The 16256-nt window shown below is 30.7% G+C and carries 15 protein-coding genes; all 15 read right to left on the bottom strand.

Going from position 1 to position 16256, the window contains the following annotated elements:
• Positions 1 to 78: 78 nt before the first annotated feature.
• On the bottom strand, positions 79 to 558 hold the full coding sequence (locus CW357_RS15125) for a metal-dependent hydrolase (protein ID WP_124218480.1): 480 nt from the start codon (positions 556 to 558) through the stop codon (positions 79 to 81).
• 101 nt (positions 559 to 659) lie between these two features.
• Positions 660 to 1679, bottom strand: coding sequence for a dTDP-glucose 4,6-dehydratase (rfbB, locus tag CW357_RS15120; RefSeq protein ID WP_119416726.1), 1020 nt, complete (start codon positions 1677 to 1679; stop codon positions 660 to 662).
• Positions 1680 to 1706: 27 nt separating this feature from the next.
• Complete coding sequence (gene rfbA / locus CW357_RS15115) at positions 1707 to 2594, bottom strand: glucose-1-phosphate thymidylyltransferase RfbA (RefSeq protein WP_119416725.1); 888 nt, start codon at positions 2592 to 2594, stop codon at positions 1707 to 1709.
• Entirely contained in the window at positions 2591 to 3697 is a 1107-nt protein-coding gene (locus CW357_RS15110) for a DegT/DnrJ/EryC1/StrS family aminotransferase (protein ID WP_119416724.1), read from the bottom strand. The genes rfbA and CW357_RS15110 overlap by 4 nt, the downstream gene beginning before the upstream one ends.
• Before the next feature lie 30 nt (positions 3698 to 3727).
• Positions 3728 to 4864 carry an ATP-grasp domain-containing protein gene (locus CW357_RS15105; RefSeq protein WP_199670763.1) on the bottom strand — a complete coding sequence of 379 codons (1137 nt, stop codon included), beginning with the start codon at positions 4862 to 4864 and terminating at the stop codon, positions 3728 to 3730.
• Between the two features lie 67 nt (positions 4865 to 4931).
• Positions 4932 to 6404: a lipopolysaccharide biosynthesis protein gene (locus CW357_RS15100; protein ID WP_241155122.1), complete on the bottom strand. Its 1473-nt coding sequence runs from the start codon at positions 6402 to 6404 to the stop codon at positions 4932 to 4934.
• Positions 6398 to 7372 carry a glycosyltransferase gene (locus CW357_RS15095; RefSeq protein WP_124218478.1) on the bottom strand — a complete coding sequence of 325 codons (975 nt, stop codon included), beginning with the start codon at positions 7370 to 7372 and terminating at the stop codon, positions 6398 to 6400. Before CW357_RS15095 ends, CW357_RS15100 begins: the two co-directional genes overlap by 7 nt.
• Before the next feature lie 45 nt (positions 7373 to 7417).
• Positions 7418 to 8425 (bottom strand): glycosyltransferase, encoded by a 1008-nt coding sequence (locus CW357_RS15090; RefSeq protein WP_119416720.1) that lies wholly within the window; start codon positions 8423 to 8425, stop codon positions 7418 to 7420.
• Between the two features lie 21 nt (positions 8426 to 8446).
• On the bottom strand, positions 8447 to 9571 hold the full coding sequence (locus CW357_RS15085; RefSeq protein WP_119416719.1) for an EpsG family protein: 1125 nt from the start codon (positions 9569 to 9571) through the stop codon (positions 8447 to 8449).
• 19 nt (positions 9572 to 9590) lie between these two features.
• On the bottom strand, positions 9591 to 10790 hold the full coding sequence (locus CW357_RS15080) for a glycosyltransferase (protein WP_124218477.1): 1200 nt from the start codon (positions 10788 to 10790) through the stop codon (positions 9591 to 9593).
• On the bottom strand, positions 10787 to 11917 hold the full coding sequence (gene wecB, locus CW357_RS15075; RefSeq protein ID WP_124218476.1) for a non-hydrolyzing UDP-N-acetylglucosamine 2-epimerase: 1131 nt from the start codon (positions 11915 to 11917) through the stop codon (positions 10787 to 10789). The genes CW357_RS15080 and wecB overlap by 4 nt, the downstream gene beginning before the upstream one ends.
• Positions 11918 to 11920: 3 nt before the next feature.
• On the bottom strand, positions 11921 to 13030 hold the full coding sequence (locus CW357_RS15070) for a polysaccharide biosynthesis C-terminal domain-containing protein (protein ID WP_124218475.1): 1110 nt from the start codon (positions 13028 to 13030) through the stop codon (positions 11921 to 11923).
• 15 nt (positions 13031 to 13045) lie between these two features.
• Complete coding sequence (locus CW357_RS15065) at positions 13046 to 14083, bottom strand: polysaccharide biosynthesis protein (RefSeq protein ID WP_124218474.1); 1038 nt, start codon at positions 14081 to 14083, stop codon at positions 13046 to 13048.
• 3 nt (positions 14084 to 14086) lie between these two features.
• Positions 14087 to 15274, bottom strand: coding sequence for a glycosyltransferase family 4 protein (locus tag CW357_RS15060; protein WP_124218473.1), 1188 nt, complete (start codon positions 15272 to 15274; stop codon positions 14087 to 14089).
• 27 nt (positions 15275 to 15301) lie between these two features.
• Entirely contained in the window at positions 15302 to 15934 is a 633-nt protein-coding gene (locus CW357_RS15055) for a sugar transferase (protein ID WP_119416713.1), read from the bottom strand.
• Positions 15935 to 16256: the final 322 nt, after the last annotated feature.

Raw genomic sequence — 16256 nt, 5'->3', positions numbered from 1 at the left:
AGTAAAAATGTCTTTTTGATTAGCAATTTTTCATTGATTATTTTAGATGAATCTCATTTGAATCTTTAACAAACTGGATTAAATTGAATGTTTTATCGTTTCAAACCCTAAATATAGACAAAGTAGAGATAATAGAAAAGCAACAACATTTTCTGTTTTACTTCCTGTACGTGTTGTTATTGGAAATCGCACCATTATGTTCAGTGGGAACAATAACATAATCCCTTTTTTGGTGAACATATCTAAAATATAGTGACTGACCATACCAATTAAAATCCCCGCTATAATTGAATCGTTTGAAATATATCTTGTCATCAGCAATATTATAAGAATCAAAAAAAGTAAACTATGCGTAATAGATCTGTGACCAAATAGTGTGTTTACGATTTTTGAAATGATAGGAAATGTCCTTCCTATTTTACTGCCTGTATGACAAATATCTGGAAGTAACGCGCCAAATACACTTGCACCAACTAATATTATTGGATCATAGTGTGTAATTTGTGCAAAAGCAAGACTTGATGCAATGCCGCCTAAGATGTGAGTGTTTCCTGTCATGCTTTTTTCTCCTTAATTATTCTAATATAGCAATGTAATGATTTTACACTATTTTAAATGAAATTTGTATTATTACTTACTTTTCTATATTCCACACTCATTTATAAAGAATATTGCCTATCAAAATAGTTACGATAATCTCCACTTATAATTTTCTGCCACCAGTATTTGTGTTCTAAATACCAGTTAATCGTTTGTTGTATACCTGATTCGAATGTATATGTCGGTTCCCATCCAAGTCTTTTTATTTTTGTGGGGTCTATTGCATAACGTAAATCATGTCCTAACCGGTCTGGCACAAATTCTATTAACTTTTCTGATTTTCCAAGCGTATGGATAATCGTTTTTGCCACTTCTAAATTTGTTCGTTCATTATGACCACCGATATTATAAACTTCTCCATTGATGCCTTTATGCAAAACTAGCTCAATCGCTTTACAATGATCATATACATGTAACCAATCTCTAATATGATTTCCTACTCCGTATATGGGAACTTTTTGATCGTTCAATACTCGAGTAATTGTCAATGGAATAAGCTTTTCTGGGAAATGAAACGGTCCATAATTATTAGAACAACGTGTAATATTTATCGGTAAATCATATGTTTCGTGATAAGAACGTACTAGCAAATCTGATGAAGCTTTACTGGCACTATATGGACTATTAGGTTGTAAAGGCGTATCTTCTGTGAAATATGATGTGGGATTCAAGTCTAACTGCCCATATACTTCATCTGTGGATATATGAACAAATTTCTGAACTTTTGTCTCTTTTGCTGCCTCTAGTAAAACATGAGTTCCCACTACATTTGTTTGAACAAAAATTCCTGGATTCTTTATCGACCGGTCCACATGACTTTCTGCTGCAAAATGAACGACATAATCAAATTTCTCTTTTTCAAATAGAGGAATAATTGTATCTACGTCTGTAATATCAGCTTTAACAAAATGGTAATTCCCCATTTTCTCAATGGATTGATGCTTTGTTAAGTCTCCTGCATAAGTCATTAAATCTAAATTGTAGATTTCATATTCAGGATATTTATTAACCATATATTGTACAAAATTTCCACCGATAAATCCTGCACCGCCAGTAATGAGTATTTTTTTTCTCATCAAATCCACCTCCGATTAAACGGCTTATGCTTATGCTAATATTTTTCCAGATGATTGCAGTGCAATCTCTTCTAAATATTGTCCGTACTCTGTTTTCATAAGGGGTTTTGCAAGCGCAAGTAATTGTTCTTGCGTAATATACCCTCTTCTATAAGCAATTTCCTCAATACACGCAATGTACATTCCTTGTCTTTTTTGAATAGCTTCCACATAATTAGATGCTTGTTGAAGAGATTCGTGAGTACCTGTATCCAACCAAGCAAGTCCTCTTCCTAAAACCTCTACTTTTAACTTTTGACTTTTTAAATAATGCTCAATAATTGACGTAATTTCCTTTTCACCTCTGGCCGATGGTTGTACATTTTTTGCAATACTCACTACATCATTATCGAAGAAATATAATCCTGGCACCGCATAAGAGGATTTTGGAAATTCAGGTTTTTCTTCTATTGAAATAGGATTTCTATCTTTATCTACTTCAACTACACCATAAGCACTTGGATCTTTTACATGACAGCCAAATATAACGGCACCAGTTGTTAATGTTGATACTCTTTGAAGTCGATTACCAAAATCTGAGCCATAAAATATATTGTCACCTAAGACTAATGCTACTGGTGAATTACCTATAAACTTTTCCCCAATAATAAATGCCTCAGCCAAGCCATTTGGTTCTGTCTGCACTTCATAAGTCAAGTTGATACCTAGTGATGTGCCATCTCCTAAAAGTTCTTGGAAACTAACGATATCTCGAGGAGTTGAAATAATTAAAATGTCTGTAATACCAGCTAACATAAGAACCGATAAGGGATAATAAATCATTGGTTTATCATATATAGGAAGCATTTGTTTCGATACAGCCTTTGTCAAAGGATATAGTCTTGTACCAGATCCTCCCGCTAATATAATCCCTTTCATCTAGTACTTCCCCCTTTTATGATTCTACAAATTTGATCAACATCTTCTAAATCAAAATCAGCATAGAGCGGTAACGTTAATACTCGGTCAGCTATATAGTTTGCAACGGGTGTATCATTCGGATTAAATCTATTTCTGTAACATTCAAAACTATTTGTAAGTGGATAAAAATATTTTCTAGCAAAAATATCCTGTTCTTTTAACAGCTCCCATACTTCATCTCTAGAAAATTTATAATTATCAAATACAACAGGGAAATAAGCATAATTACTTTTTACATCTTGTTGAATAAACGGGAATTTAATTCCTTTAATTTCACTTAGTTGCTCTATATATCTTTCATATACACATTTTCTTTTTTGTATTTCTTTCTCGACATTTCGAAGATTGCAAAGTCCCATCGCAGCTTGAAATTCGTTCATTTTTGCATTGCCACCCACATACTCGATAGACTCTGGTCCTGTTATCCCAAAGTTTTTATATGCATTTAATACTGGTATAAGCTGAGGGTCCTTAAAAGTTAACGCCCCTCCTTCAATGGTGTTAAACACTTTTGTTGCATGGAAACTAAACATGGAGGCATCACCAAAATTAGCAACACTCTCTCCTTTATATGTAATACCAAATGCATGCGCTGCATCATAGATGACTTTTAAATTGTATTTTCGTGCGAGTCTTTCTATATCCTCAACATTACAAATATTCCCATACACATGAACTGGAACAATTGCTGATGTATTTTCTGTTATTAAGCTTTCTAGTTGATTTGTTTGGATTGTGTAGTCTTCGGGGTTAATATCACAAAATACAGGCTTCAGGCCATTTCTTACAATAGCGTGTGTTGTGGAGGCAAAGGTGAAAGGTGTCGTGATAACTTCTCCTTTTAAATTAAATGCGGAAAGTGCATTCTCTAATGCAAGATGACCATTAGAAAAAAGAGAAAGGTTTGGCACATTTAAATAATCTAATAGTTTTTGTTCAAGCTCTTGATGTTTCGCCCCCATATTCGTCAACCAATGTGTCTCCCACAGATCTTTTATTTCTTCTATATATTCTTCAAAAGGTGGAATTGAGGATTTTGTTACTTGGATAGGAGTGAACATTAATGTTATCACCTCATATTCTATATAATATTAATGATTATTCAATATTACTTTAACCAAATCAGTGATATTCTCCATCTTCTCTTGCATTTCTTCAATTGAAGTAAACTTCAAAATCATTAATCCAATTTTTTGATGGGAACCTGTCAAAGCCTCAATATAATCTCCTGGCTGTACCACTAATTCAAATTCAACAATATTATTTTTCAAAGCTTCATTTAACCAAACCTCTTTAAAAATACCTGTTTGTTGACTATTAAGAATATACATGCCCCAATAACCTTTTGATGGGGCCATTTTTAAATCGCTACAATTTCCTCCTAATGCTGCCTTTATTGTATATTCCAATAAATCAACTCCAGTTGCATACTTTGTAGTTTGAGAAACCCATTCTCCACCATTACGAGCTGCAATTTCCATCAAATAAACATTACCTAAATTATCAACAATAATTTCAAAATTATATGCGCCTGTTTTCAATTTTAGTAAATTTAGGAGTCTCTGAATTTCATCATGAATTTTATTTTGAACTTGTTCAGGTAAATAATTTGGCCAACTAGAACCAATTGGAACAAATGGATTTAATCCTGATTTAGGGAATATTGTGTTTGCAAAACTTCTAAATACAAGTTCTCCATTAACCGAAAAACCATCTCCTGAAACAAAATTACCTTTACTTTCAATATACTCTTCTACAATAAAACGCTTAGACCTTGAAAAACTCAAAGCATATTCTACTTTCTGTTTAAAAAATTCCATTGAATCTATTTTTGAGACTCCTTTACTACCTGAAGAATCAACTGGTTTGATCATAATAGGAAACTTAAATTTATGAAGATCTGACATTGCTTCTTTCAAGGAGCTATATCCTTGTGATTTGGGGACATTAAAATTATTTTTCTTTTGAAATTCTCTAAATTTATCTTTCATAGATAATATTTCAACTGATTTATATGGTTGAGATGACAATCCTAAGCGCTCTCCTACATATGCTGCTGTTGGTGCACCTGGATCTGATGCGTAACAAACAATTCCATCTATGTTTAATGATTTTGCTAAAGCAAGTACTCCTTCTTTATCAGTCGTACTGACATTATAATATTCATGAGCATATTTATGACCAGGATTATCTTCTAAATAATCACATGTAATAACATAATGCCCCATTTCAATTGCAGTTTTAATAATTGGAATCTGAATATATGAACCACCAAGCATTAATAATCTTTTTATTTTAATTCGCCTCTTTTTCAATTATTAATTTTGTTTTTTTGTTTGCAAGTACCTCTTTTAAAGATTTTATAAGATATGAGAAACATTCAACTTTAAAAATGATTGATAAACCAACATAAATTATTATCCCAATTGTAATTTGAACAAGTAGCATTATTATAGGATTCAAACTGGCCCAATGAATTGTATATACTATCCCCCCCATTATTAAAGATAAAATTAACGAAGGAATAATATCTTTACATTGCTCTTGAATACTATAATTAAGAAGTTTAACATTAGGACTAGCATTAATAAAAAATGATATAACACTACTCAAAATCACTCCTAATGCCATTACATGAGCACCGAAGGGTATACAAATAATTAAAATTATACAAGATACGATTGTTTTGATAATTCCTAGTTTCAAAAATACATCACTGCGTCCTAGAGCATTTATTGCTTGTAAATTCGCTGTATGAATTGGCAATAAAGCATAGGCAGCACAGAAGATTTGAAGATATGGAACAACTTTAGACCATTTATTTGTTAATAAAATCTCAATCAGTGGATCTGCAATTACAGCAAGTCCTATCATCACTGGAAAAATAATAAATGTTCCGGTGACAATAGATCTTCTAACGATATCTTTTAATCTTTTTCTATCTTCCTGAAAGAACGATAAGGTTGGCAACATTACGGATTGTATTGAACCATTTATATTGTTTACAAGCAAGTTTGGAAATTGTTCTCCTCTATTGTAAAATCCAAGTGTAGTCGGACTAAATAATTTACCCACTATTAAACTTTGTAAATTTATATATAGTGTGTCTAGTAAATCAGAAACTAAAAGCTTCCAACCAAAAGAAAAGAGATTTTTAATTCTTTCAAACGAAAAAACTAGTTGAGGTCTCCATTTAAGGACAATCCATAATATTAAAGTAAGAACAAATTGATTTGATAATTGTTGTACTACAATAGCCCAGACTCCAAAATTTAAATATGCCATGACGATTCCAACCGGCCCAGAAATTATAATTGCACCAAGACTACTAACAAAAAGCTTTTTAAACTGCAGATTACGAGCAATAATTGCAATTTGAATAGAATTTAATGCTCCAAAAAAAAGTATTAACGAGAGTACTCTAAGTACAATAATGAAATCCTTTTGATCAAAAAAAGTTGCTATTAATGGTGCAGTAGTATAAAGAAATATATAAAGTAAGGTTGCTATAAAGATGTTAAAATAAAATACTGAAGAAAAGTCAATAATATCAGCATCTTTCTTTTGAATAATAGCGGTATTAAAGCCACTTTGTACTAAAACTCTTCCAACAACTACAAAAACCATTACCAATACGATTAACCCAAATTGATCTGGTCCTAAAAAACGTGCTAGTACAATAACTACTATAAATTGGATACTTTGCGTTCCAATTCTTTCTAAAATTCTCCATATTAAAGAAGATATAACTTTTGATTTTGTTACCATATAGCCCACTTGACCAACCGCCTTCTGATAAATTTAAGGAAATTCAGAAAAGACGGACAATATTGATTCATTAAAATGATACACTTTCTTCTTATACTCAAATTTGAATATATGCTAAATAGTTCTTTAGATTTTAATTCACTAAATTTTCTTTGTTCTACTAAAAGAAAAAAGCGATTTTTAAGTATTGTTTTTTCTATTATTTTTTGATACTGATAATTTGTATATAGATTTAATTCATGTAGCATTTTTTCAATATTCTTAAAGTGATCTTTCTTATCTTCCAAGTTAGTGAAATTTAACATAGTCCAAGATTCCTCATCTCCAATTCTATATGCTGACATAATTTCATCTATATAATATACCTTCCCTAATAACGCTAAATGAATAGCTAATGGATAATCTCCTACTGGAGAAATTTGAACAAATCTAGGTCTATTAAGTACCAATTCTGTTAAACAAAACATCGAGTTGGTTAGAAAAAGACCTCCCCCTTCTTCAATCACTTCAGAAACTTTATAGATTTTGTTTCCTTTATGTGAATGATATTTAGCAATAAGTTTTTTATCTAAAGCAGAAACTATGTTACCAGCATGTACGCATAAACTACATTCTGGATGTTTTTCCATATAGTCCACTTGCTTTTGAAGTTTATACTGATCTATCCAGAAATCATCACCTTCACAAATGGCGAGATATTTTCCTTTGGCTCTATTTATATTAAACATTTCAATTGAAACACCTTTTGAATACTGATTTTCCAATTGATATATAGGTTTTATAATTTCCGGATATTTTTCTTCGTATTTTCGAATAATTTCTGCAGTCCTATCTGTAGATGCATCATCATAAATTAAAATTTCAAATTTAAAATTTGTTTTTTGCATTAAGAAGCTGTCAAGTGCATCAGCTATATACTTTTCATGGTTATACGTTATACAGTTAATACTCACTAAAATATTTTCCATTTATAATACTCTCCCTGATTCATGATATTATTAAGCTCAATATAATTAAGTTATTTTTTGTTTGGTAAATTTTTGTTTGATCAATAAAACGTATTCAAACAATGTCATACAAACTCTAAATCCTAAAACTCCACATATTAAAGCTGTCACCTTTTTAATAATTCCTTTTCCGCATTTTAAAACAGCTCGATTTTCTTGTAATAATTTAACCGTTTTATTTTTTTCTATGTTAGTGAATTTTCCAGAAAACCAAATTGCAACAAAATAGCGAGTACAAAGATTATTTAATAACTGAATTTTAAGATTATTATTAATTACTCTTTTTTTAAGTTCTTCATACCAAAACTTTGAGATTAGAATTCCGTCATTGATATCTTTATTTGTTAAGTTAGTTGTAATAGCTCCGCTTCTTTCTTGTCTATAAACATATAATGATTTATCGTAAAATCTTACTTTTCTTGCTTTTAAAAATAGCTGAGGTGTCCAAAGAACATCCTCGTAATGTTTTCCTTTTTCGAAAAATAACTTATTTTGAAGAATAAATTTTCTATTTATAAGGTATAGAACAGCATACCAATTAAAGTTTTTGTTATGCGTAAAAATGTATTCAAGAAAAGTTTTACCATCTGTATTTCTTATTTTCCTACTGATTTTAATATTTGATTCTACTACTATATTTCTTTGCTGGTACAATATTTTATATTTAAAAAAAATAAAATCTAAAGTAGTAGAGTTTATTAATATTTCAACTAAGTCATATAAAAAATCTTCTGCCCAATAATCATCAGAATCTATGAATATTAAATAATCACCAGTAGCGTTTAATATTCCAACATTTCTAGCATCAGATAGGCCCCCGTTTTCTTTATTTATTAATTTAATGCAACGATATTTTTGGGCATAGTTTTCACATATTACTTTACTATTATCCGTAGATCCATCGTTTATTAATAAAACTTCCAAATTATTATAGGATTGCATTAAGACACTCTCTATACATTGAGCTAAATAATCTTCAACATTATAAACCGGAATAATAACACTGATTTTCATATAAATTTCTCCCTGAGTTAATTAATCTAAAATTTTAATATATTTATTTTTAAAGTAGTATTCATTATTATTAAATATATTTGTATACGGAGTTTGAAAAGACTCTACTGAGTCTAATCCTGTAAGCCTTTCTAGAGAATTTAACTCTTTCGTTAAATAAAGTACACTTAAAATAATTAAACATATAGAATAAATTAATTTATTCATTCTATCTTTATATAGATAGTAAAAATTTGTGAATAATATTATATTTAAAACCCCTCCATAAAGAGCAATTCTTGCTGCTGAAAGTTCAGAGAATTTAAATATAAAATAAAAACAATAACTTAGGATGTAAATATTAATTAATTGTTTTGAATGCTCACCCTTTGATATATAAAAATCGTAATAGAAAAAGGCAATTATTAAAAACAAGATTCTGATAACACTTTGAAAATCAAGTATATTATTTACTCCGGAATAAGGTGTTGTATAAGGTAATATTCTATCAATAAAAGGTATTCCATTTAATTGACTTATTAATGGACCAATTGGTAACAAGGATATAAGAATGCTAAATACCACTAAATATATAAGCGTTTTTTTCTTAAGATCTATTTTAGAAATATAATATAAGGGTATTAGTATGATAGATGATAAGTGTATTAATGCTAATAATAAGGTTATTATTATTAGCTTTATTACTTTATCCTTCTCGATACATTGAATTAAGTAATATATCCCTATTGCTAAAGTAAGTCCTTGTCTTAATCCACTAAATGTCCAAACAAAATAATAGAAGCAAAAGTAGAGCAATAAGGAAAGTACTGGATTATCACTATACTTCAAGCATATTTTACTAATGTAATACAAGTTAATAATTGCAATCACTATAAGATATTGTTGGTAGGAAAAACCTAATCCTTTTAAGAATGAGCCGAAAATTCTAAAGAAAATTTCCTGTTGATCAACACCATGTAAAAACTCGTTAATTGGAGATATGTTTAATCTATTAAATAAATATTGATATGCAAAATAATCAGGTCCTACGCCATATCGAAAAAAAGCAACTAACGATAAAAATGATAGAAAGAATAAAAAAATCATTTTACTTTTACCATTTATAAATGCAAAAAAAAGACCAAAAGCATAAATAGCATAATACATACTGAATCACCTTCTTCTATTAGATACTATTTATGTAAGTGGAGATATACTCATTATATTTATCCTTTTTGCAATATAATTGAGCTCTTTTCAAACAATTATTAGAATAACTAGATTTCCCTTTGTGAAGCAGATTTTCTATCGCTTTACTTAATTGATCTCTATTTTCTTTTTTGATTAATATGCCACACCTTTCATCTATATTTTCTGAACATCCTCCAGAATCAAATGTTATTACAGGCACACCACAAGCTAATGCTTCGATATTGGTCATTCCCATCACCTCTTCTAATGTTGGATTTACAAACACATCTGCAGCTGAATAAATTTCCACTAATCCCTTAACATCTTGAAGATTTCTAATTCCAATTATGTTTTGCGGTAGAGTTTCAATTTGTTTTTTTGTTAATCCAACCAAAACAATCACTTTATCTTTAGTAACTTTTTCTGAAAGATTTAAGAAGTATTCAATTCCTTTTTTAGTATTCCATACATTAGCTATTCCTAATATGATAGACTTTTTTTCTATATTATATTTCATTCGAAAATCACTTATTGTAGGTTTAAATTTTTCTAAATCTAAACCGTTATTGATAACTTTAATCGGATATTCTTTTAAAAAGGAACCTTTCACTAAATTAGCAAGCCATTTAGATGGAGTTATGATGGTAAGATTTTTTACACCGGTAAATATCTCTTTTTTCTTTGTATAATTCATTTTAGAATGATCTAATAGAAAACTAGATGGATATTCGCTTTTTTGTGGGCATAAATGACATCCTGTCTTCCACTTTTCACATTGAATAAAATCGAAATGTGTGCAGTGACCTGTAAACGCCCAACAATCATGTAATGTCCAAATTACAGGCTTATCGACCTTTTTAAGATAATCAAATAACAGTTCCATATTGATGTAATATCCATGAATGTTATGTAGATGAATAACATCTGGATTAATTTCTACAATCTTTTTTATAAAATCCTTAGTTGCTTTCTTCGATCCAAATCCATGTTTATCAGATAACCGTGTTAAAGCAACATGAGTATAATTATCAAATTCAGTCCCAATTCGAATAGCATTTTCGCAATTTATCGCTTGCCCTCTACCATACGCGATATAACTTTCATGTCCTTGTTCTAACAAAATATGATGGATATCCGTTGCAATCCTTCCAGTACTCCCTATCCCACAAACTGAGTTTATCTGTAATACTTTCATAAATTTTTACCCCATACAACCCGATTCACATAATCTGTATACGATAAAACGATTCTTAACACTTTCTCCGATACATTCGGCATACTGTAGTCACTAACTGGTCGAAATGTATTTATGTTTTGTTGTTCTAGTATCTCTAATCCTTGTAAGATTCGTTCTTTCTTTAGCCCAACCATCATCACAGAAGCTTCTTCCATTGCTTCTGGTCTTTCATGTGCTTGTCTTATATTAAGGGCTTTGAAACCTAAGATGGATGATTCTTCACTAATGGTTCCGCTATCGCTAAGTACTGCTTTTGCTTTTGTTTGAAGTTTGACATAATCATTAAACCCTAGTGGTTTTAAGACTTTAACGAATGGATGAAATTCAATTTCTTTTTCCTGCATCTTATTTCTTGTTCTGGGGTGTGTGCTGATGATGATTGGTAAGCGATAGTTTTCTGCAACTGCATTGATGGTTTCTACTAAATCCGTGAAGTTTGTTTCTGAATTGATATTTTCTTCTCTGTGGGCTGATACTACAAAATATTTTCCTTCTTCAATATCTAACTTTTCGAGGACATTTGATTTTTCAATATCCTCTTTTCTTGAGTGAAGCACTTCAAACATAGGACTTCCTGTTTTGATGATTCTATCTGCTGGCAGCCCTTCTCTTAGTAAATATTCTCTCGCAATATCACTGTAGGTTAGGTTAATGTCAGCAATATGGTCGACAATTTTCCGATTGGTTTCTTCAGGTACTCTTTGGTCAAAACATCTGTTTCCTGCTTCCATATGGAAAATTGGGATATGTCTTCTTTTTGCTGCTATAGCACATAAGCAGCTGTTGGTATCACCTAATACCAAAAGAGCATCTGGATTTACTGCTTCTAAGATGGGATCAATTTTCACTAATATATTGCCGATTGTTTCAACAGCTGTTCCTGTAGCAGCATTTAAGAAAAAATCCGGCTTTTTTAAGTTGAAATCGTGAAAGAAAACGTCATTTAATTCATAATCATAGTTTTGTCCTGTGTGTATAAGCGTATGTTCAATTGCTTTTGATTCATTTAATTTACAAATAACGGATGATAGTCTAATGATTTCAGGTCTAGTTCCAACGACGGTCATAACTTTTAATTTTTTCATCAGCTAAACCTCCAAAAAATACGTATCAGGTTTATCAGGTTCAAAGCATTCATTTACCCACATAATGGTTACTAAGTCACTGTCTCCTACATTAACAATTGAATGTGTATACCCAACAGGAATATCTACAACTTCTGGTTTTTCTCCACTTACTCGATATTCAATGATTTCTTGTGAATCTAATTTTCTAAAACGAATCAATCCATTTCCACTAACAACTAAAAATTTTTCGTTTTTTGTATGATGCCAGTGATTGCCTTTTGTTATTCCCGGTTTTGTAACATTAACAGAGACCTGACCTCTTTCAGGTGTTCTTAAAAATTCTATAAATGCTCCACGATGATCCGTATTCATCTTTAAATTATAAGAAAATTCTTTTTCTGGTAAAAAGCTTAAATACGTACTGTAAAGCTTTTTCGTTAATGCGTCTTCCATATTAGGAATCGTCAAATTCGTTCTACTTTCTTTAAAACTTCTTATAAGATCTGCTAGTTTTCCAAGTTTAACTTTATACGTTACAGGGATCACGCAATAATTATCTTGAACAGTATTCGTATCTTTTAGTATTTTCAAGAATTCATCTATTACATCATCTATATAACATAGAGTTAGCTCCGCTTCAGGATTCGTAATCTCAATATCTATATTTCTAGATATGTTATGGCAGAATGTTGCAACCACTGTGTTGTAGTTTGGTTTACTCCATTTACCGAATACATTTGCTAAACGGAAAATAAAAACTTCTGCTCCTTCATTCTCAGAGTATTCTAGTAGTAGCTCTTCAGTAGCTCTCTTACTTTTGCCATAAAGATTATCTATTTCAGCCTGAATGGAAGAGGTGAAAAGAATAGGTGCTTTGTTTTTATGTTTTTTCAACAATTCTATTAATTGGGCAGTTAAATATAAATTTCCTTCTATAAATTCTTGCTTATTTTTGGGTCTATTCACACCTGCTAGATGGAAAACAAAATCACATTCTTTCGTACATTGTTCAAGATAAGTACTATCACTTTCTCTAGTAACTTGTAATATATCGTTATAGCCCTTATTTTTTAACTCAGCAATTAGATTTTTTCCTATGAATCCCTTAGCACCTGTGACAAGAATCTTCATATAATCATTCCACCTTTATCTGAGTAAATGAATTTCATTATTCCACTTTTTGAGTTCATTTTGTACATAGTCTAGGTTTAACAGTCTTTCTTTTATTTCTTCAATGTTTAAAATATGTGTATTATTAGAGTTGTATTCTTCTATTTTCGTTAGCTTTTTACTACCTTCAACAAAGTATTTATCATAGTTTAAATTTCGTTGATCTGCTGGAACTCTAAAAAATCCCCCTAAGTCTTCCGCAACTACATATTCTTCCTTGGTCAAAAGTGTTTCGTATTGCTTCTCACCATGTCGGGTACCGATTATTTTGATATCGTTGTCAACATTAAAAAGTTCTTTTATGGCTTGTGCTAAATCTCTAATAGTACTCGCTGGTGATTTTTGAACCATGATATCTCCCGCAGCTGCATGTTGGAATGCAAAGACAACTAGTTCGACTGCCTCCTCTAAGTTCATTAAAAATCTTGTCATATTAGGGTCAGTCAAAGTTAATGGCTGTCCGTTTTTAATTTGATCTATAAATAACGGAATAACGGATCCTCGCGAAGCCATCACATTACCATATCTAGTTCCACAAATGAGTGTTTTCTCTGGTTTTACTGTTTTAGATTTAGCCACAAATACTTTTTCCATCATGGCTTTCGAGATTCCCATCGCATTAATGGGATATGCTGCTTTGTCTGTTGAAAGACAGATTACTTTCGCCACTTCATATTCAATAGCAGCTGTCAAAACATTATCTGTTCCTAGTACATTTGTTTTTACTGCTTCAAGAGGGAAAAATTCACAAGATGGTACTTGTTTTAATGCTGCTGCATGAAAAATATAATCTACTCCATGCATCGCGTTTTTCACACTCGCTATGTCTCTTACATCACCTAAGTAGAACTTCAGCTTGTCGCTTTTATATTGCTTTCGAATGTCCTCTTGTTTCTTCTCATCTCTGGAGAAAATACGGATTTCTTTTATATTAGTTTCTAAAAATCGTTTCATTACCGCGTTACCAAAGGAACCTGTACCACCCGTAATCAACAATGTTTTGCCTTTGAACATTTTTCAGCCCCCTAATTTTATTAATGATTCTTCTAAAGTCGATATAAAACTCTTTTTGCTATAATTTTTAATGTAATAATCGTATCCATTTGCCCCCATCAATTTTTGTTGATTACTATCACAGAATTCCAAGATTATTTTTGATAATTCTTTATAATCATCTGCATCACAACAATATCCGCAACCTGCCTCTTTTATAACTCGTCTCGTTTCCCCATTAATCGAACCAATTATAGGTTTATGTGCTGCCATATAAGACTGTACTTTTCCCGGTAGTGTATACGAAATAGTTTTATCATTTTTTAATGTTATCAACATCGCATCTGCAAAGCTGTAATATTGGGGCATTTCATTGATAGGTTTTCTACCGTAAAAAATAATATTGTTCAGTTTAAATTTTTTACTAAGTACAATACATTCTTCTAATTTTGATCCATCGCCTACTATATGAAACATAATGTTATTTTTTTCTTTCATTTCATTTGCTGCTTTTACAATTGTTTCTACACTTTGCATTTCTCCTATATTTCCAGCAAATACAAAGTTAAATTTTCTATTTTCCTTTTTTTCCTCTATTTCAGCAAATATATCTTCTGCATATTGTGGAATATGTTGTATATTTTCTATATTCATAAATAATTTGCTTTTAAAATATTCTTTAAACATACTTGATGTAACTGCTATTGAATCTACTGAACTATAAATCCATTTCGATATTATAAAAAATAGCTTATAAAATATTGAACCTTCTTTTATTCCACCTGCTATTAAACTAGCTGGCCATAAATCTAGACAATAAAGTAGAATCTTCCTGTTATATTTTTTCTTATAAACTATTGCCGGAATTGCCATCATGACTGGCGAAAGTTGGTTCACCAACACTACATCAAATTTTTCTTTTAGATTAAAAGCTTTTATAGAGGCTGATAATGTATAACTAATATAGTTTAAGAAAAGTTGAAACTTAGTGGTCCCTCTACCTATTTCAAAAGTTCGAACAACTTTTACACCATTAATTATTTCATTTCTTTTTTTTCCTCTACGATAATTTTCAAGTATTTTACCTTCTGGATAATTTGGAAGACCAGTTAAAACGGTCACATCATGGCCTTTCTCAACTAGTGATTCACAAATATCAGTAATTCGAAACGGCTCTGGGTAGTAATATTGGCAAATGACTAGTAAGTTCATTTATACTTAAGCCTCCTATATCTAAAACTACTTAGCCTTTAATCTCTTCGTTTCATGCTGAAAATCTTCTTTTTCTCCTTGCCCACCTTCTATAATTCCATCACTTTTTACTACATTTATAATAGTTAAGAAAAAACATTTACAATCCGTCCAAAAATTAAGCTTCCTCACATATTCCCCATCTAACTTTGCTTTGTGTTCAATAGGCAGTTCATCTCTTCCATTAACTTGTGCCCAACCTGTTAAACCCGGTTTAATATCATTCGCACGATATTTTTCTCTTTCTTCAATTAAATCGTATTGATTCCAAAGTGCTGGACGCGGTCCAATTATGCTCATATGTCCAACAAATATATTCCAAATTTGAGGCAATTCATCAAGTGATGTTTTTCTTAAGAACTTACCTAGTCTTGTAATATATTGATCAGGATTATCGAAAAGATGTGTCGGGATATTCTGTGGAGTATCTATTCTCATTGTCCGGAATTTTAAAATTTTGAATTGAGATTGATGTATGCCTATTCTATTTTGTTTAAACAGAATCGGCCCTTTTGAATCGATTTTTATCATTATCATTAACAATATAAATAATGGAGATAGAATAACTAAACCTAAAGTGGACAAAACAATATCAATCACTCTCTTAATTATCAAATACATCTCTTAACCTTCTTCCTTATGTCAGACACCTACCATTTCTACAACAGTAAGCATTGTTGTGAAATTTTTATCTTTGCTTTAATTTCTCTCTTACGGCTTTTTATCCTTTACATTAAGATATAAATGATTATATATATTGATACTTTCCCTTATGTTCATTCTCTATCGACTTGAAAAGTGGTAAATGTCGTATCATTAAATAAATTTTGAACTAATCTATCTAAACCTCAGATAATTCGACTAAATATATGATGAAATAGTTATATAAATTGTTACGCCTATAGTTTGCAAGGGGAGTGTCAATAATTTTGTGTAAATGACT

It is taken from the genome of Rummeliibacillus sp. TYF005, from assembly GCF_003844195.1.
Taxonomy (GTDB): domain Bacteria; phylum Bacillota; class Bacilli; order Bacillales_A; family Planococcaceae; genus Rummeliibacillus.
Note: the sequence above shows the minus strand (reverse complement) of the source record. Positions and strands in the feature narration are given on the sequence as shown.